General features: G+C 45.7%; 19 protein-coding genes and 1 pseudogene. 17 read left to right on the top strand and 3 right to left on the bottom strand.

Annotation, left to right across the window (positions count from 1 at the left end):
• Positions 1 to 65: 65 nt before the first annotated feature.
• Positions 66 to 1,334 (bottom strand): helix-turn-helix domain-containing protein, encoded by a 1,269-nt coding sequence (locus BBD42_RS02775; RefSeq protein WP_099516898.1) that lies wholly within the window; start codon positions 1,332 to 1,334, stop codon positions 66 to 68.
• Between the two features lie 221 nt (positions 1,335 to 1,555).
• Here BBD42_RS02775 and BBD42_RS02770 point away from each other — a divergent pair, with 221 nt between their 5' ends.
• From BBD42_RS02770 to BBD42_RS02750, 5 genes and pseudogenes are all read left to right on the top strand, one after another.
• On the top strand, positions 1,556 to 2,650 hold the full coding sequence (locus BBD42_RS02770) for a Gfo/Idh/MocA family protein (protein ID WP_099516897.1): 1,095 nt from the start codon (positions 1,556 to 1,558) through the stop codon (positions 2,648 to 2,650).
• Between the two features lie 69 nt (positions 2,651 to 2,719).
• On the top strand, positions 2,720 to 3,805 hold the full coding sequence (locus BBD42_RS02765; protein WP_099516896.1) for a Gfo/Idh/MocA family protein: 1,086 nt from the start codon (positions 2,720 to 2,722) through the stop codon (positions 3,803 to 3,805).
• 129 nt (positions 3,806 to 3,934) lie between these two features.
• Entirely contained in the window at positions 3,935 to 5,206 is a 1,272-nt protein-coding gene (locus BBD42_RS02760; RefSeq protein WP_099516895.1) for an MFS transporter, read from the top strand.
• A gap of 318 nt (positions 5,207 to 5,524) precedes the next feature.
• The gene (locus BBD42_RS02755) at positions 5,525 to 7,786 is read left to right on the top strand and encodes a glycoside hydrolase family 95 protein (protein ID WP_481855960.1); all 2,262 of its coding nucleotides are present in this window, start codon (positions 5,525 to 5,527) and stop codon (positions 7,784 to 7,786) included.
• Between the two features lie 496 nt (positions 7,787 to 8,282).
• Positions 8,283 to 9,365: pseudogene (locus BBD42_RS02750) on the top strand (hemolysin family protein); the annotation flags it as partial.
• Positions 9,366 to 9,556: 191 nt separating this feature from the next.
• On the opposite strand, the gene BBD42_RS02745 reads toward BBD42_RS02750, so the two are convergent.
• The gene (locus tag BBD42_RS02745) at positions 9,557 to 10,759 is read right to left on the bottom strand and encodes an MFS transporter (RefSeq protein WP_099516892.1); all 1,203 of its coding nucleotides are present in this window, start codon (positions 10,757 to 10,759) and stop codon (positions 9,557 to 9,559) included.
• Between the two features lie 190 nt (positions 10,760 to 10,949).
• Between BBD42_RS02745 and BBD42_RS02740 the strand changes: the two genes are divergently transcribed.
• The 11 genes from BBD42_RS02740 (at position 10,950) to BBD42_RS02690 (ending at position 23,385) form a co-directional block, all read left to right on the top strand.
• A complete protein-coding gene (locus BBD42_RS02740; RefSeq protein ID WP_172455371.1) occupies positions 10,950 to 11,750 on the top strand; it encodes an AraC family transcriptional regulator in 801 nt (266 codons plus the stop codon).
• Between the two features lie 273 nt (positions 11,751 to 12,023).
• Positions 12,024 to 12,368, top strand: coding sequence for a rhodanese-like domain-containing protein (locus BBD42_RS02735; RefSeq protein WP_099516890.1), 345 nt, complete (start codon positions 12,024 to 12,026; stop codon positions 12,366 to 12,368).
• A 104-nt stretch (positions 12,369 to 12,472) separates the two neighbouring features.
• A complete protein-coding gene (locus BBD42_RS02730) occupies positions 12,473 to 13,495 on the top strand; it encodes an NADH:flavin oxidoreductase/NADH oxidase (protein ID WP_099516889.1) in 1,023 nt (340 codons plus the stop codon).
• Positions 13,496 to 13,807: 312 nt separating this feature from the next.
• Entirely contained in the window at positions 13,808 to 14,248 is a 441-nt protein-coding gene (locus BBD42_RS02725; protein WP_099516888.1) for a MarR family winged helix-turn-helix transcriptional regulator, read from the top strand.
• Positions 14,249 to 14,546: 298 nt separating this feature from the next.
• On the top strand, positions 14,547 to 16,316 hold the full coding sequence (locus tag BBD42_RS02720) for an extracellular solute-binding protein (protein WP_099516887.1): 1,770 nt from the start codon (positions 14,547 to 14,549) through the stop codon (positions 16,314 to 16,316).
• 98 nt (positions 16,317 to 16,414) lie between these two features.
• On the top strand, positions 16,415 to 17,305 hold the full coding sequence (locus BBD42_RS02715) for an ABC transporter permease (protein ID WP_099521414.1): 891 nt from the start codon (positions 16,415 to 16,417) through the stop codon (positions 17,303 to 17,305).
• 112 nt (positions 17,306 to 17,417) lie between these two features.
• Positions 17,418 to 18,296: a carbohydrate ABC transporter permease gene (locus BBD42_RS02710; RefSeq protein ID WP_099516886.1), complete on the top strand. Its 879-nt coding sequence runs from the start codon at positions 17,418 to 17,420 to the stop codon at positions 18,294 to 18,296.
• 80 nt (positions 18,297 to 18,376) lie between these two features.
• Positions 18,377 to 20,107, top strand: coding sequence for a sensor histidine kinase (locus BBD42_RS02705; protein ID WP_172455370.1), 1,731 nt, complete (start codon positions 18,377 to 18,379; stop codon positions 20,105 to 20,107).
• Complete coding sequence (locus tag BBD42_RS02700; RefSeq protein WP_099516884.1) at positions 20,091 to 21,731, top strand: response regulator transcription factor; 1,641 nt, start codon at positions 20,091 to 20,093, stop codon at positions 21,729 to 21,731. The genes BBD42_RS02705 and BBD42_RS02700 overlap by 17 nt, the downstream gene beginning before the upstream one ends.
• A gap of 136 nt (positions 21,732 to 21,867) precedes the next feature.
• Entirely contained in the window at positions 21,868 to 22,884 is a 1,017-nt protein-coding gene (locus BBD42_RS02695) for a Gfo/Idh/MocA family protein (RefSeq protein WP_099516883.1), read from the top strand.
• Positions 22,885 to 22,926: 42 nt separating this feature from the next.
• The gene (locus BBD42_RS02690; protein WP_099516882.1) at positions 22,927 to 23,385 is read left to right on the top strand and encodes a heme-degrading domain-containing protein; all 459 of its coding nucleotides are present in this window, start codon (positions 22,927 to 22,929) and stop codon (positions 23,383 to 23,385) included.
• 147 nt (positions 23,386 to 23,532) lie between these two features.
• Here the strand turns inward: BBD42_RS02690 and BBD42_RS02685 are convergent, their stop codons facing one another.
• Complete coding sequence (locus BBD42_RS02685; RefSeq protein WP_237163344.1) at positions 23,533 to 24,384, bottom strand: helix-turn-helix transcriptional regulator; 852 nt, start codon at positions 24,382 to 24,384, stop codon at positions 23,533 to 23,535.
• A 130-nt stretch (positions 24,385 to 24,514) separates the two neighbouring features.
• Here BBD42_RS02685 and BBD42_RS02680 point away from each other — a divergent pair, with 130 nt between their 5' ends.
• Positions 24,515 to 26,452, top strand: a complete 1,938-nt coding sequence (locus BBD42_RS02680) for a glycoside hydrolase family 127 protein (protein ID WP_099516880.1) — start codon at positions 24,515 to 24,517, stop codon at positions 26,450 to 26,452.
• Positions 26,453 to 26,740 lie beyond the last annotated feature (288 nt).

Raw genomic sequence — 26,740 nt, 5'->3', positions numbered from 1 at the left:
ATGCCATTGAGCAGCTGCTCAGCGCCATACGAAGGGGCTATTTTTTAGTTCCAGCACACACAGTGCTAAGCAAGCTGATTATTCGCCGGATTAGAACGATTGCGGAATTGGCTAGGTGTCTGCCCAGTTAGTCTCTTGAACACCGTAGTAAAATAGCTTTGGTCATTAAAATTCAAGGAGCTGCTAATGCTGGAAATAGAATGCTGAGAATGGAGAAGCATTTTTTTGGCTTCTTCAATTTTTTGCTGCTGAATGTATGTCCCAAGTGGCGTTCCCGTTTCTTTTTTAAATAGTTGGGAGAGGTAAACGGGGTTTAAATTGAGCTGATTAGCCAGCTCGGCAATGGTGATCTCTTTGAAAATGTAGCTAAAAATGTATTCCTTGCATAATTGCACAGACTTGGAGTTGCTAGATGTTTTGTACAAATTGATTTTATCAAAAAAGGCAATGCAACAGTCCTTCATTATTTTCCATGGCTGCGTAGTATCGTTCGTTTCCTCAACTTGCTGGATGTAGTAGTCGCTCATCGTATAAGCAATTTCCGTATGCAGCCCGCTTTCAATAGCCCGCCGGGCAGCAATAGCGATGCAAACAATCGCAAGGTTCTTTTGCGATCGCTTATAGCTTTTTTTAGATAAAATCCCGCTGCCGCCAATCGGAAAATTATCCAGATGCTCGATGAGCTTTTTTTTGTCTCCTGCCTGCAGCAAATCCCACGTATAACATTCCTGTACATAATCCATATAGAAGGTATTTTCCATTCGTTTTTTAAACAGACTGTTGTGGACCTCGCTTTCTACCTCTACGGCATCGTAAGGCAAGCTGGAATGGCTTCGATCAATAATGGACTGCTGATCCAGACGCCGATTATAGAGCAGGAAATAGGCCAATAAACTAAGGTTAATGACCTGCTTATCATTGACGACCCGCAAGCTTTTGTAATAATCAAGGAATTCTTCTTGATAATTGGAGGGCAGCTGGTAATCATGAAGCATGCATCCTATGGTGGCTTCCGAAGGGGCGAGCGAAATGACTGGCCCAATAATAATCGTCCCCTGATGTTCATCCTCTTCTAAGACATGCAAGCCAATATATCTTTCTGAAAATGCTGTCGTTTCTAAAATAGGAAAAGGAGCAGCATTCCCCTCGTGATACAGCTTCTGTAAGAAGGCAGTCCGATCCTTCAAGAGCGGATGGCTTTTAATGGAAGACAGGAACTCGCTCTCCAATACTCCGTCCGATTTTATATAGCATACAGGCATTTTGTACGCATCATAAATTAAACGGCAAATATAGGCGATTCGCTCATGATCCGCTGCTCTAACTTTGCTCATATTTTGTTTCCTCCATCCTGACGAGTTAAAATGCGCTACTGCCTCTTCTTACTGAATGAACGATCTGGCGTAAATTTCATATGCAAAAATCAAAAATAATATATAGATATTAATATATAAGCGTTTACATTGTCTATAGAATAAGCTTATCCAATTGGTCAACAGCTTTCTGGAAATCACGCTTTAACAAAATAAATAGACAAGAGATTGGAGGAATGTCGATGAGCAAGCTGCGAGTTGGCATTATTGGATGCGGAGCAATCGCTGTGCAGAAGCACTTGCCTGCATTAGCCAAATTAAGCGACAAGGTTGAACTGGTTGCTTTCTGCGACGGGAAGGTGAAAAATGCCCGCAGGGTTGCAGATTTGTTCAATAAGGATGCCGTGGTGTATGCCGAGTATGCCAAGCTAATAAAGGAGAGCGATGTAGATGTTGTGCATATTTGCACGCCGAATGCTCTTCATGCGGAAATAGCGATAGCTGCACTTCAGGCAGGCAAGCATGTCATGTGCGAGAAGCCAATGGCGATAAACGCATCGGATGCTAAAAGAATGCTTGATGCTAGCCGGGAATCCGGGAAAAAATTGACGATCGCTTATCAAAATCGTTTTAGAAAAGACTCGCTGCTCCTAAAGGAAGCTTGCACCAGGGGAGATCTGGGCGAAATTTATGTAGCGAAAGCCCATGCGGTTCGCCGTCGCGGGGTGCCAACCTGGGGAGTGTTCATGAACAAGGAATTGCAGGGGGGAGGCCCGCTAATTGATATTGGTACCCATGCCCTGGATTTAACCTTGTGGTGCATGGATAACTATGAGGCAGCATCCGTCACTGGCGTTATTCATAACAAATTAAAATATCAAAATCAGGCAAATCTATTCGGCCCTTGGGACCCTGAAACCTTCAATGTGGAAGAGTCGGCATTTGCCTTCATTAAAATGAAAAATGGCGCTTCCATTTATTTAGAGGCGGCCTGGGCATTGAATACAACGGATGAGCGCGAGGCGATGACGACGCTCTCGGGTACAAAAGGCGGGGCGGAAATGCGTAAAAATCATGTGACACAAGCTAATGAGCTTATTTTTAATCATGAGCTGTACGGGAATCTCGTCGATACCAAGCTGCAGAACCCAGCGGGTATTGCTTATATTTCGCCAAATGAGGAGACAGAGGCGGATCGTGAAATTGGACAATGGATTGAAGCCATTTTGGAGGAAAAGGAGCCAGTCGTCACTGCAGAGCAAGCTTATGAGGTGACTCGTATTTTGGAAGCCATTTATGAATCCGCTGCTACTGGTCAAACGGTTACGTTAGCTTGATAAAAGGCAACAAGTTTGGCGGAAAGGGTCCAAGGGAAGAAAAACATCATTCAGAGGGGAAGAGATGAGATGACTAAAATATTGAACATTGGTGTTGTTGGAACAGGAGAAATAGCCCAAACGGTGCATTTGCCGCTTCTTGAGGCAATGTCTGATAAATTCCGCATCGCGGCGCTATGCGACGTGTCCGAGGAATCATTGGCTTATAACGGAGAGAAGTTTAGAGTCCCTTCTGCAAATTGGTATACAGACGCGAAAGCGCTTGTTAAGCAAAAGGATATTGATGTAGTTTTCGTTCTCAATAGCGATGAATACCATGCTGAAGTAGCGATTGATGCAGCGAACGAAGGCAAGCACGTATTAATAGAAAAGCCGATGGCGTTGACGTTAAAGGATGCGGATGCCATTATTGAGGCCAAAAACAAAAATAACATTAAAATAATGGTAGGTTACATGCGAAGATATGCGCCAGCCTTGGAAGCTGCCGTGAAGGAAATCGGCGGGCTGGAGAAGGTACTTTACGCACGGGTCAGAGATATTATCGGCCCTAACGATTTTTTTGTGAGCCAATCCGGCACGTATCCTAAGCGCTTTACAGATGTTCCGCAAGCTGCAATAACGGACAAGCAGGAGCGTGGGCAAGCGCTTGTGACCGAAGCATTAGGGGAAGTGGATGCTTCGCTCGCATGGATGTACAGGCTGCTTGGCGGTCTTGGCAGCCATGATCTATCCGTCATGAGAGAAGCGCTCGGAATGCCGACCGGAGTTGCCGGAGCAGCAGCAGGGAAAAATGGCATTTTTCTTAATGCTTTGTTCACCTACGAGCATTTTAATGTGAGCTATGAAACGGGCATCGACCAGCAGGGTAGATTTGATGCGCATTTGGAGGTTTATGGCGAAACCAAATCAGTCCGCGTTGAATATGATACGCCTTACATTAAAGGATTGCCAATAAAATTAATTATTAATGAAACCATTGGCGGAGAGTTCAGGGAGACGATTATTCGTCCAACTTATATTAATCCGTACACGATTGAACTGGAAACCTTGCACGAGGCAATTACAGCGGGTGGAGCAATCAAAACGACGCCTGAGGATTATAAGGACGATCTTGTTCTTTTTAAAATGATTATTGACGCTTTAAAGCGCGGCTAAAACGATTATTGCGGTTGAAAAAGAAAGTTGTACGGGAAGGGCGTTTAAGCGTCTTTCCTAAATATTTACCATAAATGAAAACGCTTAATTTTATGGGGGTATACCCACTTTATTACGGGCGGTGCAGACATGGAAAAGCTAACTGATAAACATACCTTTTTAGATAAAATCGGCATTCCATCTAATTTGATTTGGGGCTTTATCGGCATCATTATTTTTATGATTGGTGAAGGTTTGGAGCAAGGCTGGCTTTCCCCTTATTTAATCGAAAGAGGGGTTACGATCGAGAACAGCTCTTTAATGTTTTCTGTATATGGCATTGCAACTGCGATTGCTGCGTGGCTGTCGGGCGTTTTTGTGCAAACGATTGGGCCGAAGAAGACGATGCTGGTGGGGCTTATTATGTTTATTATCGGTACGATTTTGTTCATTGGGTTAGGGATAGGCCCGTTGAATTTTCACGTCATGCTGCTGACTTATTTGGTTCGCGGTTTAGGCTATCCTTTATTTGCCTTCGGCTTTCTCACTTGGGTAACCTACAGCACCGGGCAAAATAAATTGGCAAGCGCAATGGGATGGTTTTATTTTGTCATGTCGCTTGGCATGAATGTCGTCGGTCCATTTATTGCGGGTTACACGATTCCTGTAATCGGAAATATTCAAACCCTGTGGCTGTCGTTATTTTTTGTTACGCTTGGTGGTATTGTGGCGATTGCATTGAATCGTGCGAAGTTTGATCTTTCAAAGGTTAGCAGCGGCAACAAGAAAGAGGAGCTGTTAAAGGGGATAACGATTTTATACAGAAAGCCAAAGGTTTCTTTGGGCGTACTTGTAAAAATAATCAATCCTGTTGCCGTTTTTGGATTTGCAATATTTTTGCCAACTTATCTCGTCGATTATGGCTTCTCCACGAGTGAATGGCTCCAGCTGTACAGCGCCATGTTTATGGTTGCGATAATTTTCAACGTAGTGTTCGGGTTTTTAAGCGATAAAATCGGCTGGAGAACGACGATTGCCTGGTTTGGCGGAGTTGGGAGCGCCATAGCAACACTCATTGTTTATTATACTCCGCAAGTTTTTGGGCACAACTACACGATGATGCTGATTGCCGTCTGTTTGTCCGGCGCGACATTAGCTGGTTATGTGCCGCTTTCCGCGCTGCTCCCTTCGCTGGCTCCGAAGGATAAAGGCGCAGCGATGTCAGCGCTAAATTTGGGCTCCGGTCTTTCCTCTTTTTTGGCACCAGCCTTAGTCGGCAGTCTAATTCGGATTATTGGCACAAACGGCGTTGTATTCGTCTTTGTCATTTTGTACCTTGTCGGAGCGGTCATTACGGCATTTCTCAAGCTGCCAAACGAAACCGTTAATGACGGGGATATTAAACAGACCGCTTCGGTCTAAAACGATTCGGCTCATAAAGCAATAGAGTCAATGCTTGTGGGAATAACCGTTATTAATGAGACTTAAATATGCCCTGATACGATCAAGAACGTTGATCGATCAGGGTTTTTCGTGTTTAAGCTCAGTACAGCATTCAAGAGGATAGAATTGTTCATGCATAAGTTAATTTTATACATTCTTTGTTTAAGACGTTTAAATTAGAATGAAAGAGTCCTATTAATAGAGATTAATTACAAGCTTTATTCTATACGGTTTATCTTTATAATGTTCACATACATGACCATAGCTCATTTTTATTACTAGGGAGGGAGCTTGTTGATTAACGAACAGAGGAATAAATTGTGGTATAAAGAGCCGGCCTCAGAGTGGAATGAGGCGCTGCCTGTAGGCAATGGCCAGTTGGGTGCAATGATTTTCGGTGGAATATATGAAGAAAAGCTTCAGCTAAATGAGGATACGGTGTGGTACGGCGGACCGCGAGACAGAAATAATGAAGATGCGCTTCCTCATTTGCCGCAGCTGCGTGAGCTGCTCATGCAAGGGCGGCTGAAGGAAGCCGAGGAGCTTGCAGCACTGACAATGCCGGGCTTGCCGGAAACCCAGCGGCATTATTTGCCGCTCGGCGACCTGCTTCTTACTATGGCTGGGCATGACCAGAATGCTGTGGATTACCGCCGAGAGCTGGATTTGTCTGACGGAGTGGCCCGGGTCAGTTATCGTTTAGGCGATGTAACCTGCTCCCGGGAGCTGTTCGCCAGCCATCCCGACCAGACGATTGTGCTGCGTTTGACTGCCGATAAGCCAGGAGCTATATCACTGAAGGCCCGATTCAACCGCAATCGGTGGAAGTATATGGAGAAGACCGAAAAATGGGGTCATGACGGACTGGTTATGAGAGGCGAATGCGGAGGTGAAGGGGGAAGTCAGTTCCGGGTGGTGCTTAAAGCTGTCCTTGAAGGAGGAAGCTGCCGGACTGTTGGTGAACATCTCCTTATTGAGAAGGCGGACAGTGTAACTTTATTGCTTATGGCAGCCACTACCTTTCGTTACAGCGACCCCGAGGCACATTGCAAATTGCATTTGGGCACACTGGAGAAGCTGTCCTATAATGAATTATTTGTGAAGCATACTCAGGATTATAGAGCACTATATGATCGGGTGGAGTTGGGGCTCGCGGGAGTTAATGAGGTAATCGAGCAGTTGCCAACGGATGCAAGGCTAAACAGGGTCAAAGAAGGGAAGGTGGATAATGGTTTAGTCGCCCTGTACTTTCAGTATGGGCGCTATCTGCTCATTTCCTCCAGTCGTCCGGGTTCTTTGCCTGCCAATTTGCAGGGCATCTGGAATGACAGCTTTTTGCCGCCATGGGACAGTAAATTTACAATTAATATTAACACTCAGATGAACTACTGGCTGGCGGAAAATTGCAATTTAGCGGAGTGTCACGAGCCTTTATTTGGACTGATTGAGCGGATGAGAGAACCTGGCCGCCGCACAGCCAGAGTCATGTATGGCTGCCGTGGCTTTACAGCCCATCATAATACAGACATCTGGGCGGATACCGCCCCGCAGGATACTTATTTGCCAGCTTCCTTCTGGCCGATGGGCGCAGCATGGCTCTGCCTGCATCTTTGGGAGCATTATCGTTTTGGAAAAGACCGCAGCTTTCTGGAACAGGCCTATGAGACCATGAAGGAGTCGGCAGAGTTTTTACTGGATTATTTAATAGAAGATACAGAAGGAAGGTTGGTCACCTGTCCTTCTGTATCTCCCGAGAATCGCTATACCCTTCCCGGAGGGGAGAGCGGTGTACTCTGTGTAGGTGCCTCTATGGATTTTCAAATCATTAGAGCGTTGTTCGGCGCTTGCATAACAAGCTGTGAAATTTTGAACCGCGATCAGCCGTTCGCTGAAGAACTTGCTGCGACGCTGGAACGGCTGCCGAAGCCACAGATCGGCAAATATGGACAGGTTCAGGAATGGATGGAGGATTATGAGGAGCAGGAGCCGGGCCACCGGCACATTTCCCATCTGTTTGCCCTCTATCCTGGCGACGAGTTTAACCAGAAGCAGTCGCCAGAATTTGCAGCAGCATCACGTGTAACATTGGAGCGCAGGCTGAGCGCTGGCGGCGGGCATACGGGATGGAGCCGTGCCTGGATCATTAATTTCTGGGCGCGTCTTCAGGATGGGGAGAAAGCCTTCTCCAATGTGTTAGCGTTATTAAATCATTCGACACTGCCTAATTTGTTCGACAATCATCCGCCGTTTCAAATAGACGGCAACTTTGGTGGAACGGCAGGTATCGCCGAGATGCTTTTGCAAAGTCATACGGAGGAAATCCTGCTCCTGCCAGCACTGCCGGCAGCCTGGGATAGCGGATTTGTCCGCGGTCTTAGAGCGCGAGGAGGATTTACTGTAAGCATGCAGTGGTCGGAAATGAAGGTAGTAGAGGCTAGGATAGAGTGTGCAGCAGCGGGCCTATGCAGAATAAGCGGGCCGGGTCTCGCGAGGGTCGAATTTATGGCTGAAGCAGGACAGACCTATTCCTTCTCTCCGAATGAGAAAATAAATCCATAGGCTTCTATCTTCAAGCTTCTATAATCAGTAAGCCAAACGGCGATTTCTCAAATATAGAGAAAGGATGTGATTTTTCGATCCTTTCTCTATATTTCTACGCGAAACGGCAGCTTTGCCGCCAGAGGACGGCTTCAGCCGTTTACGCTTGTGCAGGAGGGATTCGTTGTTTGGCTTCTTTGTATGCATTGAACCTTGGATGGATAAGAAATTAACAACAAACAGGAGGTAGGATCAAATGAAACTCCTCTTGCTAGTGCTAAATCCACTTATGTGCTTGAACAAGCGTTCCTCAGATTGACACATATTCTGTAAGGGCCAGCAATACTACATGAGCTATAGAGAAACGTGAAGAAGCGATTATTTTATTGCGAAAATGGCCTTATTTAATCAAAAGCAGCCATTCATGATCTTTGGAGCATTTTGAGGTTTAATGAATAGTTCAATATAATAGTTCATATGAACCCAAAACAAAAAGAAGGATTGTGATGAGACTCAAATGAGTACTGGTTTAAGTTTGTTCTTGATTGCTTTGCTAATTTTACTGACCGCATTTTTTGTAGCTACTGAATTCGCCATCATTAAACTTCGCTCCAGTCGTGTAGACCAACTGGTCTTAGAGGGGCGGAAAAATGCTAGTGCTGTACTACATGTAACTCGAAATTTGGATGGGTATTTGTCTGCATGTCAATTGGGTATAACCATTACTGCATTAGGTCTCGGATGGTTGGGGGAACCAACCGTGGAGAAGATTCTTTTCCCTGTATTTGAAAGCATGAACTTGAATACCGATATTAGCCACATCTTATCCTTTCTAATTGCTTTCTCGTTCGTTACTTTTCTTCACGTCGTTGTCGGTGAGCTTGCTCCGAAAACGTGGGCTATTCAAAAACCAGAATTCATTAGTTTTGCGGTAGCCAAACCGATCATCTTTTTCCATAAGGTCATGTACCCATTCATCTGGCTTTTGAATGGTTCAGCAAACGCTTTGGTTCGTTTTTTCGGCTTGAAAGCCGTTAAAGAACATGAAGAAGCGCACTCGGAAGAAGAGATTCAAATCATATTAAACGATAGCCTTCAAAGCGGTAAAATTAACAATACAGAATATAGTTATATGAATCGTATTTTTGCTTTCGATGATATGGTTGCAAAGGATGTCATGGTTCCAAGAACGGATATGGTTTGCCTATTTACGAATTTATCTATATCCGAGAACATGGAAATCCTTCAGAAGGAGCAATATACACGTTTTCCTGTAGCGACAGATCATAAAGACCAAATAGTAGGGATGATTAACACGAAGCAATTATTTTTGCAAAATGAGGATATTGACCATGAATTTGATGTGAAAAAGCTTCTTCGTCCTGTAGTGACCGTTTCCGAAGCAACACCTTTGAAAGTATTGCTTAAACGTATGCAGCAGGAGCGGGTTCATCTTGCTATTCTTATAGACGAATATGGGGGAACGTCCGGCCTTGTAACCATAGAGGACATTCTAGAAGAAATTGTAGGAGAAATCCATGATGAATTTGATGGAGATGAGCGTAAAGGAATGGAGAAAATCACTGAAAATAAATATATGTAGATACAGTCAGCAAGGACCGCATTCTTAAAGTAGAAGTGGTTATTGAAGCGAATCTTACCCAGTAAACAAGTTTTACAAACAGAAGAAGACCGTGAAAAACGGCCTTCTTCTGTTTGTATTTCGTTGGGCATTTACAGCTAGGAATGAAGAGCTGCGGAGTTATTTGTATTTATTTAGATACTTAGTACTTAGATACGAACGGTCTTTTTATCAGCCAATAGGATGACGATGACCAGCAAAAAACCGATCAACGCAAGGCCCGCTGCCAGCCACGGCAAGCCGCCTAGACCTGCATGCGTAATGACGACTCCGCCAATGTAGGCGCCCAAGGCATTCCCCATATTGAGGAATGAGTGATTGGATGTCGCGACAAGCATGGGCGCCTCACTCGCCAAAGTCATTGTGCGAAGCTGAATGCCCGGCATAATGCTGAAGGCGGCAATTCCCCAAATAAATAAAGTGGCTATGGCCAAAATAGGATGGTGCAAGGTTACCGACAAAGCTGCTAACACGATGCTTAAACATGCAAAGTTAACCATAAGAGCAGGAAGCAGCTTCCAATCTGCCAGCTTGCCCCCAATTATATTGCCGATAGTTACGGATATGCCAAAAATGACAAGAATCCAGGTGACGTTTTGCTCCTTAAACCCGCTAATCTCCTGAAGCACGGGCGAGATGTAGGTAAATAAGGCGAACAGGCTTGCGCAGCCAAATAAGCCAGCTATAAGCATAAGCAAAACCTGAGGTTTAACAACAGCCTTAATTTCCTGCATAACGCTCGCATTGTGGCTTTCGGAAATAATAGGGATATATTTCCAAATTCCTGCAAGTGAAATTATGCCCAAAACGGTGATGACCCCAAATGAAGCTCTCCATCCGAATTCCTGACCGATAAAGGTGCCGAAGGGTACGCCAACAATATTGGCAATCGTAAGTCCGGCTAATACAAGTGCTACTGCGCTTCCCTTTCTGTGGGGAGCGACGAGATGTGTTGCGATTAAGGTGCCTGCGCCAAGGAAAGTGCCATGTGCCAGTGCCGTGACGATTCTTGCGAAGATCAGCAAGGGGTAGGTTGGAGCAAGCATGGAAAAGGCATTGCCCAAAATAAAAATGAGTATAAGCAGCAGCAACAGCCTTTTCTTGGCAACGGAATGCGTCATAATGGTCAGTAGCGGTGCGCCGATTGCAACGCCCAAGGCATAGCTCGTAATGATTTGACCTGCTTGGGGAATGGTCACGTTAAGATCGGACGCCACGTTAGGCAGCAGTCCCATGACTAAAAATTCAGTCATGCCGATGGCGAAGGCTCCCATCGTTAACCATATAAGCGAGGCTGGCATTTTCTCCTTGCGCTGTGACTGAACGCCCGCAAGCGATTGTGAATTTAACATTGAAAATTCTCCTATCCTGTCTGTTTCTCTATATAATATACAAGATATAATCATAATTTCTGATCAATGGATTTACAATGCAACATCTTGGCTTCCTTCATCAAAATGTGATAGATCTTGCTATTTGTGGCCTCTATAAATGATAATAAGGGGAGAGCAAGCAATATGGGATATGAGGACGAGAACATCTATGAATTTAACCTTGCAATATATTGGAAAAGTATTGGAGCAGCCGGATTGGAACTTTCCGGCGCATCGGCATCAGCATTTCAGCGAGCTGATTTTTGTAACGAAGGGCGAAGGCGTTGTAACGATTGCGGGGGAGCGTTACGCAGTGCAGGAGGGAGACCTGCTAGTATACAATAAAGGCGTAATGCATGAGGAGTACTCCAGTCAGAATAATCCGCTGGCGCTTTACTATAGCGGTATTTTACATCCAGCTATGGAGATGTTAATTCCGCTGGAATGCTGCCCTGTCATGAAAACGAAAGAGCACAAAAATACAATTCAATCGTTATTTGATTTATTATTTGAAGAGGCGCAGCATAAACGGGATCAGTACCAGCAGGCCACCCAGCAATTATTGGCGGTATTGGTAGTCTGGGTGCATCGGCTGAATAAAGAAAATACGACCTTGAATAAGGTTCGGGATGCTGAGTCCTTGGCGATTGGAATCAAAGAATATTTGGATATTCATTATTTGCGCCATCTTACGCTGCAGGATATTGCCACCGAGTTTCACTTGAATCCCTATTATATTTCCCATGTGTTTCATCGCAAGTACAACGATTCGCCGATCAATTATATTTTAAATCGTCGCATGGCCGAAGCCAGGCAATTGCTTGTTTCGACCAAGCTGAAAATTTCGGTAATCGCCCATTTGCTCGGTTATGAAAATGCGAATTATTTTACTATTTTATTTACACGACTAATGACTGAATCACCTAGCCAATACCGTAAACGTGAGCTTCGCGAAAGGATAAATTTATAAAGAGCGGGGGAGGCAGCGATTCTCCGTGGAAGCTGTATATGAAGAAGGAGCGCGCGACTTGACACCATTTATTTTTTGCGTTAAATTAAATGCATGCGCATGCTTTTATAAGGTTGGATAGATGAATGATTCAGACAAACGCGTTAGCAAGGAGTGATTGAATAGAACAAGGGGATTTTGCCGTATTACGCAGCGAAGCATTGTTCTGAATGAACCGGGAACAGGAACAGCAATTGCAGTTAAAATCCGAATGGCATAAGAGAGGGATTCGGAATGTTTTGGTATATTTTTTTATTCATCATCATTGTGATGTTCTCAGCTATACGCTGTTTATGGCCTTTACCGAACCTCAAGCTTATCGATCATCAAGACTTTTTGAAACGGCGAGAAGAGTTTCGTGCATACAAAATCATTGATATCCGGGATGCTGTCGAGTATTTGGCTGAGCCTACTGCGGACACGATCAATATTTCGTTAGGTCGCCTTCCTTATGTATGGAAAAAGCATCTGGCTCGTGAGGATGCTGTCATGATCTGGTCTACGAAGGTTTTCAAAGCAAGAAAAGCTGCGCGAATTTTGCGAAAGCAAGGATTTCAATTTCTCTATATTATTAAATAATGGAGCGGTTGATAAGACAACTCACGATTAAATACATGCTTGCGCATGCATGATAAATCCCTATAGTATCTCCATAAAATTCCAATTAGAGAGGGGTCTTTCCCATGAAAGATTTATTTAGTCCATATACGATTAAAGGCTTGGAATTGAAAAACCGCATTGTCATGTCACCGATGTGCCAATACTCGGTTGATCAGAAGGATGGCATTGCTACAGATTGGCATTATATGCACTATGTCAGTCGAGCGATAGGCGGGACTGGTTTTATTCTCATTGAAATGACAGACGTAGAGCCGGATGGACGTATTTCCGACTTTGATCTGGGGTTATGGTCAGATGAGCAGATTCCGGCTTTGAAGCGAATTGTAGATGCATGCCATAGCTACGGTGCAAAAGTAGGAATTCAGATTGCCCATGCTGGACGCAAGGCAGAGGATGCCGAGGTTCCTGTAGCGCCATCCGCCATTGCGTTTGACGAAAACTCAAAGCAGCCTCGCGCGCTTGCAACAGAAGAAGTTAAAGGGCTTGTACAGAAATTTCGTTCGGCTGTAGCCCGCGCAGTCCAGGCTGGTTTCGATGCCATTGAGCTTCATGGAGCACATGGCTATTTAATTCATCAATTCCATTCTCCGCTTACTAACAAACGGGATGATGAATACGGGAAAGACCTTGCCCGGTTTGGACGGGAGATTATACGAGCGGCGAAGGCTGAAATGCCTGAAAATATGCCGCTCCTCATGCGCATTTCAGCCAAGGAGTACGTTGAGGGAGGATACGGCATTCAGGAAAGCGCCGCATTTGCCAAGGAATATCAAGAGGCAGGGGTGGACATATTCGATATCTCCTCCGGTGGCGAGGGACCTATAACGGCATGGGGCAGACCAGGAACACATGCAGCATATCAGGTGCCGCTCGCTAAAGAGATTAAACTAGCCCTTAACGTTCCCGTGATTGCGGTTGGAAGACTCGACGACCCAACGCTGGCAAACGCCGTAATCGGAAATGAAGATGCTGATTTGGTTGCGGTTGGAAGAGGGCTGCTAAGAAATCCGTATTGGGCATTAGAAGCGGCTGCAGCCTTGCGCAAAGAAACCGAAATTCCTAAACCGTTAACTGCTGGTTTTTAATTGGTTGTTGGCTGTCCTGTAGATAGAACACTTGTAAACTTTGGGCTTCTATTGAACAGGACAATTTGAATGTATTTTCTCTCTCTATTTGTAGTAAAATGTGCCGTAGCAGCCATCGCTTGTATAAAGGTGAACCTGCAATTATTAGTGGCCTGACTTTGCTTTGTATATCCGCGGAAAATGGAGCAATAATAATGCTAGCTCTGGTACGGATACAAGGTTAAGGTTATAATCATGATATGCAGATGAACAAATGTTCAAAGTGATCAGCCTATTGACTAAATACTATGAAATAGAACAGGTGAAAACTTGATGAATACCAACAATAATAATAAACTCATAGATAATTGGATAAGCTTCAGCGACATACAAACCAAGATTAACAATAAGCTTGAGAGTGCTTTAGAGGAAAAGTACAGCTTGTCATTAAAGGAGTTTTATGTCCTGTACTTTCTATCCCAAACGACCGATAAAAAACTAAGATTGCAGCAATTGCAAGAAATGGTCGGCTTGAGTCAGAGCGCTATTTCAAGATTGGTAGTGAGGATGGAAGCCAAAAATTGTGGCGCTTTGCAACGGCATGTTTGCGAGGATGATCGTAGAGGCGTATATACCTGCTTAACCGAACTGGGCGATAATAAATTCAGAAAAGCTATGGATACTTTTAATGAAATCATTCAAACGGCTTGCTTGGCAGACGGATTTCAAAAAGAACTTCATATCTTGATTCAGCAAAGCGCCATAAATGAGTAATTCAAGGCGGTTCGGTTAGTAAGTTAGCGCTTAAATAAAGCACTCCTATCAGAGAGCTCAACCTATTGCTTTGTATAATAGGCTGAGCTCTTTTTTTGTATAGCTTTCTGTAACTCAACCACTAAGGGAGGCTTGAGCGGAATGGCAAATGTACGATTTTCGATATGATGTTAAAAACGGAATATATAAACAGCCGCTCTATGACCCTATAATTAGCTATGAGATTGCGACGAAATAAAGGACCGCTAATTTTCTCGCAGCTCCTATGTACCATCAATATATAGAAATGGGGTAAAACATGGGTCATTATGTTAAGTTTGCAAAGTTGTTAGCGCTTTCTATTGCGATTGGAGTATTGCCGACTTTAACCGCATGTTCGAGCAATAATAATCAAGAGCCGTCTGGCAGCCCGGCAAGCACAGCTGAAAGCGCTTCGTCTGGGGCGGGTACGTGGGAACAGAAGTTTAATCCACCGGTTACGATTACGACTGCCATTGTCGATGATGGCGCCTCGAGGGGCAATGCGTTCAAGCCTGGCGAGTCGATGGAAGACAACATGAATCTTCGCTGGATGAAAGAAAATATGGGCATCAACGTGAAATTCGATTTTATTGTAACGAAGCCGGAAGATTACGATACGAAGCTTCGCCTCCTGCTTTCCAGTGGCGCCAAGCTTCCTGATGCTTTCAGAGCCCAGGGGGAACCGCTTCAAAGCTTGCTTGCAGCTAATAAACTAATGTCTCTGGACGAAGCTATAGAGAAATATGCGCATCCAGGCTATAAGGAATTATTGAAAAATTATGGATACACACTAGGTGAAGTGAAAAAAGACGGCAAAATTTATGGTTTGCCATCCTTCTTCATGGGTGACGAAGGCACGGTTATGTGGATTCGCAAAGACTGGCTTGATAATCTAGGTCTTCAGCCGCCTAAGACGCTGGCCGAGTTCGAAAACGTGCTCAAGCAATTTACGGAGAATGACCCCGATAAAAACGGAAAGAACGATACGATCGGTCTGGCCGTTCCGCTTAAAGAAGGACCGTGGACTTGGATGGGGCAGACGGACGCCATTGTTGCAGCCCTTACCACCCAAATGATCAATACCTCTGACATCCGCAGTTTCTGGAATAAGGGGGAAGATGGCAAGCTGACCTATGGCGCGATTAATCCAGATGCCAAATTGTATTTGCAGACGATGAAAGATTGGATGAGCAAAGGTTATATGGACAAAGAAGCTGGAATCAAGGATCCGTCAAAATCCTCCGAATTGGTTGCCAGCGGCAAAGCCGGCATTATGTTCGGTCCGGCTTGGATGGGTGACTGGCCGCTGAGCGACGCGACCAAGAACGACCCCAAAGCCGACTTTGAGCCATATCCGCTTCCAGCTGGTCCGGATGGCTTGGTAGGACGTGCGGAGAAAATGTTGGTTTCGGGCTTCACCGTATTTAATAAAGACTTCAAGGATATCGAAGTATGGTTTGCTTATTTCAACAAAATGTTCGCGAAGCAATTGGAGCAAGAAGGCGATCCGTTCTTCGATCCACGTTGGAAAGACGGTTACTATGAAGGATACGATTATGTGAAATACAACGGCAAGCTCATCAAGGGCGACTACGAAGCAGCGGGCGTTCCGGCAGACCAATGGCCGCTTAAAGACGGAAGAAGTATGGATATGAGATTCATGATGACGAATATTCTCGGTTCAAGCGTGACGATTCCTTACTCCAACGAGGCTCCAGTCAAGAAGTTTTTGGCCGACCCTAACGCTGAACCCGTAAGTTCCAAAGAATTTGACGTTAAACAAATGAAGAAGAAACAAATCGATGGTCAGGGCGTCCGCATTAACCAAGGCATCACGGAGGGGAAAAACTATTTTACCGGCCCAATGACGCCGACGATGAAATCCAAAGGCGAATTGCTGAAGAAGCTTGCTACTGAAAGCTACCTCAAAATTATTTATGGCGATCAACCGATCGAATATTTCGATGAATTCGTCAAAGAATGGCTGGATAATGGCGGCCAGAAAATTACGGATGAAGTCAATGCGTGGTATGCGGAAAACCAGTAACGCGCGCTGACAACAGGAATGGAGGACGGAGGAGAGGGCAGCATTTGCTGCCGGTCTCCTTTCCGTTTTTCCGATGAAAGGATGGGTATGAAGTGGCAATGTACTGGAGAAAAACATGGCCGTTCCACATGCTATTGTTGCCGGCCTTACTATTATGCATCGTGTTTCAATATATCCCGTTGTTTGGAGTTGTCATTGCTTTCCAAGATTATCAGCCTTGGCTTGGCATCAAGGGGTCGACTTGGGTGGGCTTGGATCATTTCCGGTATCTGTTCACGTATCCGGACGGCAAGCAGGTCATATGGAATACGTTAATTATCGCCGCATTTAAAGTAATTATGAATTTATTCATCCCCATTGTATTCGCTCTGCTGCTCAATGAAGTCAGGAAGATTTTTTTCAAGAGAGTCGTGCAGACGCTTGTGTATTTGCCGCACTTTTTGTCATGGGTCATCTTAGGTGGCATTATGCTCGATATTTTATCGACGGAGGGCGGAATTGTCAATCGCGTCCTTAATTCATTCGGCATAGACAGCATCTTTTTCTTAGGAAACGGTCCATGGTTCCGGTTTACGGTCATTCTAAGCGACGTGTGGAAGGAATTTGGTTTCTCTGCCATTATTTTCTTAGCTACCCTAATAGGCATTAATCCGGCTTTATATGAAGCGGCCGAAATCGACGGGGCTACCCGTTGGCAGCAAGTCAAATCCATATCCATTCCGCTCATTTTGCCAATCGTAATCGTGGTAGCGACGCTATCGCTTGGCCGGATTTTGGATGCCGGCTTCGATCAAATTTTGAACTTGTACAATCCGCTCGTGTATTCGCACGGAGATATCATTGATACATTCGTTTACCGGGAAGGTCTGAACAACGGACAATTCAGCTTCGGAACGGCGGTTGGACTATTCAAGTCATTAATCGGCTTCATTCTAATCGTCATCAGCTACAGATTGGCATATAAACTAGCTAACTACCGGATTTTTTAAAATATAAGAATTTATAAGCCTCACTCTTATAAATAGACTTATATTTCATCGCGAAACGGTTGCTTTGCCGCCAAAGGACGGCTTCATCCGTTTAAGCTTGAGGAGGTCGACCATGCACTACCGCTCTAGAGGCTACACCGTATTTACGATACTGAACACCGTCTTTCTCTGCCTGCTGGCGCTCATTTGCATTCTTCCTCTTGTCCATGTGCTAGCGGTATCCTTCAGCTCACGGGCTGCGGCAACAGCGAATATCGTCAATTTTTGGCCGGTCGGCTTTACGACTGACGCCTATGTCCAGACGCTAGCCAACGGGAAATTTCTTAAAGCCATGTGGATTGGCGTAGAGAGGACCGTGTTAGGCACGATCCTTTCCATGGTAGTGGTCACGATGGCTTCCTACAGCTTATCGAAGTCCAGCTACAAATTCCCGGGGCGTCAAATTTACATCTGGATTTTTGTATTCACGATGCTGTTCTCGGGCGGTCTGATTCCCTCGTATATATTGGTCAGCAAGCTGCATCTAATCGATACTATTTGGGCGTTGATCTTGCCTTCAGCCGTCAGCGTGTGGAATATGATTTTGATGCTCAATTTCTTCCGGACGATTCCACAGGAGCTGGAAGAGGCTGCCCATATCGATGGAGCTGGTCATTTGAGAGTGCTTTGGAGCGTTTATTTGCCCGTATCGATGCCGTCCATTGCGACATTATCTTTATTTTCGATGGTATCTCATTGGAATTCATGGTTTGACGGCGTAATCTATATGACCAATCCGGATGGCTATCCGCTCGCCACTTATTTGCATTCCATGATTGTTAGTGACAATATGTCGCGGATTGGTGTAACATCGGAAAGTATAGCCAATTTCTCCAACCGTACGGTTAAAACAGCGCAAATTTTTATCGGCGCGTTGCCGATTTTACTCGTGTATCCATTTTTGCAAAAGTATTTTGTTAAAGGAATTGTGCTTGGCTCGGTGAAGTCCTAGGGTAATTCTTCCCGGCCGATAAGATAGAATTGAATTGGAGGAGACCTATGTTATACAGCAGAAGCGTTATGGGAGGCAGAATGAATATATTCACGAAAGTCATGATCGTGATCGTTCTCATGCTCATCCCTGTCGTTATGATGTATAATTCGTCGAATAAGATCAGTACCGGCGTTGTTGAGCAGGAGCTGCTTCAAGTCAATATGAATCGCATCCGTTTTTTTGTGGAGCAGATGGACGTTGAAGCAGACCGTTTATGGAGAGCCGCCTTCGTCGTTGCGTCCGACCCGGATGCGCTGCAGCTGCAGCTCCGCTCTTCTTCCGAACCTTCCTATTCCATGCTGCAATCGAAGACGCTTCTGCTGCAGAAGCTGGATATGCAGTCTACCACCTTCCAATGGGTAAATGATTTCACCGTGTATTCCCCGGTTTCGGACGTAATGGTTTCTACGAATTATTTGCAGCAGCACGATGCGGATTACTTCAGAAATTCGAGCCAGCAGCGCTGGGATTATCGCATGATTGTTACGGAGCGGGGACCGGAAAACGCATTTGTGCGGGATTTAATAACGCCTTTCGAATCAAACGCCAAGCCGGAAAATCCGAATTTGTATGTCGAAGTCTCGTTCTCGTCGGAAAATCTAGTCAAAATGCTGGATCGTTTTAAGCAAGGCAGCGTCGGAGAGCCGTTTCTCTATTGTCCGGGCTTCGAGCCGATTATGCCGCGGGAGTCGGAGCCCGATTTAATCAATGCCATGGCTAAGCAATTCGATAAAATCAAAGCGCAGAACCCGACCGAAGGGTCGGTCAAATTGACGTTTCGCAATGAACCGTATCTTGTCAATTATGTGGCATCCGCCTCGTTGGGATGGTATTTAATCGATTTCCAACCGATGCAAAAAGTGCTGGAGCCCATTGATCATAGCAAGAAAATGTTTTATGCCGCAGGCTTGCTTTTGCTGGTTCTCGGGGTTGCCGCCGCAGCGCTTTTGTACCGCAACGTGCAGAAGCCGATCTACGATTTAATTCGGGCGGTGAAGTCGCTTCGGCGGGGCGAATACGGTCATCGGGTCAAGCATATATCGAATAATGAGTTTTATTATTTGATCGAGCAGTTTAACCTGATGTCCCACGATATTCAGACGCTAATCGATAAAGTGTACACGGAACAGCTTCAGGCCAAAGAGTCGTCCCTCAAGCATTTGCAGGCGCAAATCAATCCGCATTTTCTGTATAACAACTTCGCATATATCCAAAGCATGGCTCAGCTTGAACGGACGAAAGCGATTGTCGCCTTCACCCAGCACTTGAGCCAGTATTATCGTTATACGACCAGAACGGAGCAGCAATTGACTTCATTGGCCGAAGAGATGGAATTGATTCGCAATTATTTGGAAATCCACCGGATGCAGTCCGAGCGCCTGCAATTTCATGAACAGATCGAATTAGGCATGTTTTCTTTGCTTATGCCCCGCTTGCTGTTTCAGCCGCTTGTCGAAAATGCGATTGTGCATGGAATGGAAGGCAAGATGGGGAAATTTGAAATCGTCATAACCGGCAAACAGACCGAGGAAGGCTGGGAACTCATCGTAGAAGATAACGGCGTCGGAATGCAGCAAGCGGAATTGAATGCTTTAAGGCATTCCTTGCAGTTGAAATCAAGCGCGGATCACAGCCTTGGGCTAAGGAACGTTCATCAACGTCTAAGGCATTACTTCGGACAATCCTCAGGGCTTTTGATCGACCATTCCTCTTTAGGTGGGCTTCGCGTGGGATTGATGATTAAGAACGGAGGTGATTCCGATATTTGAAGTGCTGATCGTAGACGATATTCCCTCCCAGGTTGACAGCATAGCCGCTACCATTCCAAAGGATGAACTTAAAATCAGGCATATTCATAAAGCCCATACGGGTGAGGAGGCTTTAAAGCTTTATCGGGAACAAAACATTCATATCATCATTACGGATATTCGAATGCCGGAGATGAACGGAATTGAACTCATTCGAGAAATACGTGAAATGGGACGCAAAGTCAAAATTATCGTTATTTCGGGGTATGCCGATTTCGAATATGCACAAGGTGTTGTACCGTATAATACGTCTGGCTACTTAATGAAGCCGGTAAATCCCGAACAGCTTCGGGAGATGCTGGGCAAATTATCCGAAGAAATTACCTGCGAGATGAGGCAACAGCAGCAGCAGCAACGTGACGTATACGCCTTCAGAGAAAATTTGCCTACGCTGCGCAACGAGCTGTTGAATCGTTTGCTGCACGATAACGGCATCCCGTTCGCGGAGCTGGAACGAAAGCTTTTCCTATTGGACTTGCCTTTCACCTTGGGACAGGAGGTAGGCTTGTTCATCGTAAGGCTGGAGGGCAGGCTGCAAGAATATGAAAGCATGGATAGAGGGCTTATTGAATATGCGGTCACGAATATGGCGGAAGAATTGTTTAGGGACGTCTTTCACTTGTGGTTCTGCCGTGATCATAATGAATATCTCGTCTTTGTCGTTTCGGCCAAAGGGGAAGCCAGTACGAACGGGCAGGCTCAACAAGCCACGACAATCGATCGGATTACGATGGACGTCCGGGTGGCTGCACTGAAGAAAAAGGCGGAGTCCCTCTTGAATGGCAGTGTGTCCATCGCGCTAGCCGTGAACGGGGTGTCTTTTCCCGAAGGCCTTCCCGGGCTGTACCGCTCAGTAATCGATGGCATGAGGCGGATAGAAGAAGGGCGGCAAAGCTTATTTTTGCGGATCACGGGCCTACTTGATCAGGTTCGAATTGGAACGCTGACATCGCTATATCGCCCTCCTCTCCTCATTCATTTGCTCGATACGGGAAACTGGCTGCATGCGGAGGAAAAGCTAATCGAAATATTCAAGGAACTGAAAAGCGTAGATTATCCCCCCGAGTATGCCAATGAAGCGTATTTCGCCATTGCTAACGCCTATCAGTATATGGCGCACAAGAAAGGAAAGCTGCTAAGCGAGTTCGGGGCATCCTCCTTCGGTCTCATGCCAACTGCTCCTTCTCTTAAGCAGTTGGAGAAGTGGGCATTTTTCATATTCCGCTGCCTTAAAGAACAATTGGAAGATTCATGCGTCAAGCAGACAGGATTGGTGGACAAAGTCCATAAATTCATCGAGCAAAACATGAACGACAATTTATCGCTGCAGACGCTTGCGGCGCAAATCGGTCTTCATCCCGCTTATTTGTCGAGAGCGTACCGGGCAGAAACAGGAAACAATTTGAGCGAATATATTTTGCGATACCGGATGGAATTGGCCGCGTATTTGCTGCGCAGCAGCGACAAGAAAATTTATGAAATCGCCCGAATCATAGGGTATCAGGCCGTACCGCATTTCATTAAGCTGTTTAGGACATTTTCGAACATGACTCCCCAGGAATATCGCGATCGAACGGGGGTGTAGCCCGGTTTTGGGTAAAAACGCCTTGGTTTGGACAATCGGAATTCGTCGTTCCACCATGTAAACTAGAAGCTAGAATGAAAGCGAATACAAGGTTTGAGGCATCAGGTCAGGCGAAGCGAAAAGGAGGAGTATAACAATGGATAGAAAAATAAGATGGGGTTTATTAGGGTCAGGAGGTATTGTAGACAGATGGATTTGTGGCGCCAAACAGCTCAAGGATGTGGAAATTGTGGCTGTATCGTCGCGAACAATAGAAAGTGCGCAGAAGATGGCTCAAAAGCACGATATTCCCTTGGCGCTAGAGTATGATGCTTTGCTAAAAAGGCCGGATATTGATGTTGTCTATATTCCCGTCCCGCATCCCGCACATAAAAAAATGGCAATCATGGCGATGGAGCACGGAAAATCAGTATTGGTAGAAAAGCCGGCATGTGTCAATGCAGGCGAATTAACTGAAGTTTTAGAATGTGCCAAGAAAAATAATGTATTTTTCATGGAGGGCATGTGGACAAGATTTTTTCCGATGATGAACAAGATAAGGTCATTTTTAAATGATGAGGGCATCGGTGAAGTTAGAGCGATGAATATTGCGTTTTCTTTTAGAATGCCGGGCGAATTCCGTGATCAACGATGGATGAATCCGGAGCTTGCTGGTGGCGGCTTGCTGGATACAGGCATTTATAATCTTCATTTTGCCGAAGCCGTATTAGGGAAAAATCCCGTTGCCCTTACAGGATTCGCTACTATTGATTCGGATGAATACCATATACAGGTTGACGAGCAAGCAAGCTATATTGCCAAGTATGATAAAGGCGAGCTTGTCGTCATGAGCAGTGGCGTGAGAACGGATATGGTCGATACTGCCATGATCTATGGTACTGGGGGCTATATTGAAGTGCCGTCCTTTTGGAAGCCTACTTTAATCCATGTGATGAAGAATGGCAATATTACGACCTATGAAGAAAAAGCGCCTCAAAGTGTCGAAGGCATTCAAGATGATGGCTTTCAATATGAAATTGCGCATGTGAATGAATGCATAAGGGGAAATCTGAAGCAGTCGCCCATTATGACCTGGGAACAAAGCCTGTCCATTATGAAGCAGTGCGATGAATTGCGGCGTCAATGGGGGCTTAAATATCCTTTTGAGGATTAAGGGAAGAGGCTAATATATCGCAAAAGGATGGAGGAATAGACGATGAATATTGAGATGATTGCCAAACAAGAAAGGTTATTGCAATTTGATACGTTTAGTCATGACATGGGAATAGAAATTGGTTTATTGCTGCTAAACAAAGCCAGAAGTGAAGGAAAGTCTATTGCAGTAGATATTTCTAAATGCGGACAACAAATCTTCCACGCTGCATTGGAAGGGACGACCGTAGACAACGATGAATGGCTTCGGAAGAAGAAAAATACGGTTTATAGGCTCAATCAAAGCACATTGGGCATTCAATTGAAGCTGAAGGAGCAAGGTGTGACACTGGAGGAGGCTCTCCATTTAAGCCCTGTTGATTATGTAGCAGCAGGAGGCGGATTCCCAATCGTAGTAAGGGGAGTTGGCTTTATTGGGGCCATTGCGGTTACGGGCACCTCGGACGTTGATGAACATGAGCGTATCACAAGTTGTTTGAGCGCTTATTTGGGTATAAGCTGAAAAATAATGGAGCAGGCAGCAAACACTCTAACTTTTAAAAACAACGACCGGTCATCGATGATGATCGGTCGTTGTTTTTTTGTTGGCTATAAATATACGGTGCCTTTTCTAAATTTCAAACCTCAGATAAATAGTAATCGCAATCCTTTAATTCAAATATTTCTTGCGAAAGTGGAGTGGAGTCATTCCAACGCTGCGCTTGAAACAGGTCGAGAAGTAAGGGGAATATCGGAAGCCGACCTCCTCAGCTATGCGATCGATGGACCATTCCGTCGAGACGAGAAGCTGCTTGGCCCGCTCCATCCGGAATTGCAGCAAATAATGAATGGGCGTGACCCCATATTTCATTTTCATGCAACGCACAATGTAGTTAGGGTGGAAGTGCAGCGCTAATGCCAGCGTTTCATTGGTAATTTCCTCTTGGTAGTTGCGCTGCAAGTAAGCTGCAGTTTTCTCAGCCAGACGCGTTGCGGGCGTACTAGTCATCCCCGATCTTCCATTTTCCAGCAAAGCGAGCAGTTGGAACAGCAAGTGCTGCTTCTCCCAGAAGGCTTCGCCGATCGGCAGCTCCAGAAGCTGCCTCATCAGATCAAACGCGATCTGGGGGTTAGGCAGCGAGGCGTGCTTAGGGATATGGATTAATTTTGGATTATCGAAGGGAGATGATGGGGCCGCTGCTTCTGCTTCAGCAATCGCAGCAGTTTGACGCCATACCTCGTGCTCGAAATGAACCCAGTAAAAAACCGTTTCCTCCTCGCATGGCCTGACCGAATAATGCTCCCCTTCCGGCAGCAGCAATAACGTATCCCCTGCGCCAAGCGGCCATTCTGTCCCGTCTTCACCAATGTGCAGGGTTCCATTAACTACAAGCAGCAAATCGAACAGGCCGAAATGCTTTCGATTCGGATGGCGATCTCCTGCGCGAAAGTCTGCGCGGCCAGCTTCCCAAAAATAAGGAAGGGTCGGGGTCTGAAGCGAAACCATTAACTCGTTCTTCAAATGATTACCCTCATTTTTCTGTGTTATATTTTATAGAAAAAAGGTCAAACCGTTTCTATGATGACAGCTATAAAAAGCATATACTCGATGCTATAGAGAGTCAAATTTTATAGCTTCGAGGTGGATATGTATGCGAAAAAATCAGATTTTTATCCAAGACGATTTTTGGAACCAATATTCCGAGCTTGTTCGCCAAACCGTTATCCCTTATCAGTGGGAAGCACTGAACGATAGGATAGAAGGTGCTGAGCCAAGCTACGCCATTCGAAATTTTAAAATAGCTGCGGGACTTGCGAAAGGGGAATTTGGCGGCTGGGTTTTTCAAGATAGCGATCTGTACAAATGGCTGGAGGCTGTTGCCTATTCGCTGCATCGCCACCCCGATCCTGAGCTGGAGCAAACGGCTGATGAAGCTATTGATCTGATCGGCCAAGCCCAGCAAAACAACGGCTATTTGAATACCTATTTTACGATTAAAGAGCCTGGAAAACAGTGGACGAATCTTTACGAGGCCCATGAGCTTTATTGTGCAGGCCATTTGATTGAAGCAGCAGTTGCTTATTACGAAGCGACAGGCAAGCGCAAATTGCTCGACCTCTCTTGCCGTTTCGCTGACCTGATTGCAAGCTTGTTTGGAACCGAACCGGGCCAGATCCGGGCTTACTGCGGGCATCAGGAAATTGAATTGGCCTTGGTCAAGCTGTATGGAGTTACCGGGGAGGAGCGTTATTTGAACCTTAGCCGCTACTTCATTGATGAGCGTGGAAACGAGCCAAACTATTTTGTAGAGGAATGGAAACGCGGCGGCAGGACGAACATTTGGTCACAAGGCATGCCTAATTTGGAAGTATACCAATGCCATCTTCCCGTACGTGAGCAAACGGTCGCTGTCGGCCACTCCGTTAGAGCTGTCTACATGTACACGGCGATGGCTGACCTCGCCCGTTTGACGGAAGACGCGGGGCTGCGCGAAGCTTGCGAGCGCCTTTGGTCCAATACGACAGGCAAACAAATGTACATTACGGGGGGCATTGGTTCAACGCATCACGGAGAAGCCTTCACGTTTGACTACGATCTTCCTAACGATACGGTTTATGCAGAAACCTGTGCCTCTATCGGCTTGATTTTCTGGGCACGCCGCATGCTGCAGCTTGAAGCAAGGAGCGAATATGCGGATGTGATGGAGAGAGCGCTGTACAACAATGTGCTGGGCAGCATGTCCAACGACGGCAAACATTTTTTCTATGTCAACCCGCTAGAGGTATGGCCAGAAGCAAGCTGCAAAAGTCCAGACCGGCATCACGTAAAGCCAGTTCGGCAAAAATGGTTCGGCTGCTCCTGCTGTCCGCCCAACGTCGCACGGCTGCTATCTTCGCTAAACGATTATATTTACGACGTGTCTGCTGATGGCAGAACGGTGTACACCCATTTGTTTATCGGAAGCAAAGCTTCCTTTGAACTGGGCGGCGTCAACGTAACGCTGCATCAACGCTCCGAGCTGCCTTGGAGCGGGCATGTTGAATGGTCGGTTTCCCTTCCGGAGGGCACAGCAAGTGCTGCATTTGAAATGGCCTTACGCATACCTGATTGGTTCCAAAGCGAGCAGCCAACGTTAAAAGTAAATGGCGCAGCGCAGCCTTATCGAGTTGAAAATGGCTATGCGAAAGTAGAGCGAAATTGGTCAGAGGGCGATACATTGGAGTGGCTGCTTCCGATGGAGGCGAAGTTTATTGCTGCCCACCCGTCCATTCGCGCTGATGCTGGCAAAGTGGCTATTCAGCGCGGGCCGCTCGTTTATTGCTTGGAGGAAGCGGACAATGGAGCTCCGATTGCCTCGCTCTCATTGGCGGAGGAACCAAATTTAACGGAGTATACCGCACAAAATCTTCTTGGCAGCTGCGTTATTGTAGAAGGAGACGGCGTAATGACAGACTCTGCTTCGTGGTCAGATGGCAAGCCATATCGTCCATTTACGAAGCAGAGAACAGCTGTGCGGTTCAAGTCCATCCCATATTATTTATGGGGCAATCGCCAGCCTGGCGAAATGAGCGTCTGGCTGCGAAGCTGAAAGATTTGAGCGTTTAGCTGCGGGATTGATGCAACGGCAACGGGGGCATAGATACAGCTTGCGGCAGAAAGACAAGATAAGGTAGCAAGGGACAGGAGAACGTATCCTGTCCTTTTTTTTGTATTCGGGTCGGATAAAGTGGGAATTGGAAATTTAAACATTGACTTTCGGTGAAATGGTAGCTAATATAGCTATTGTGTCTAATTATGATAATCATTATCAATATAATGATAAGCATTATCACATTGGAGCAGCTTTGATTTTTGAAAAAATAGGGGGATCTATAAA

The sequence above is a fragment of the Paenibacillus sp. BIHB 4019 genome, assembly GCF_002741035.1.
Lineage (GTDB): Bacteria > Bacillota > Bacilli > Paenibacillales > Paenibacillaceae > Pristimantibacillus.
This window is presented reverse-complemented; position numbering and strand designations above follow the sequence as displayed.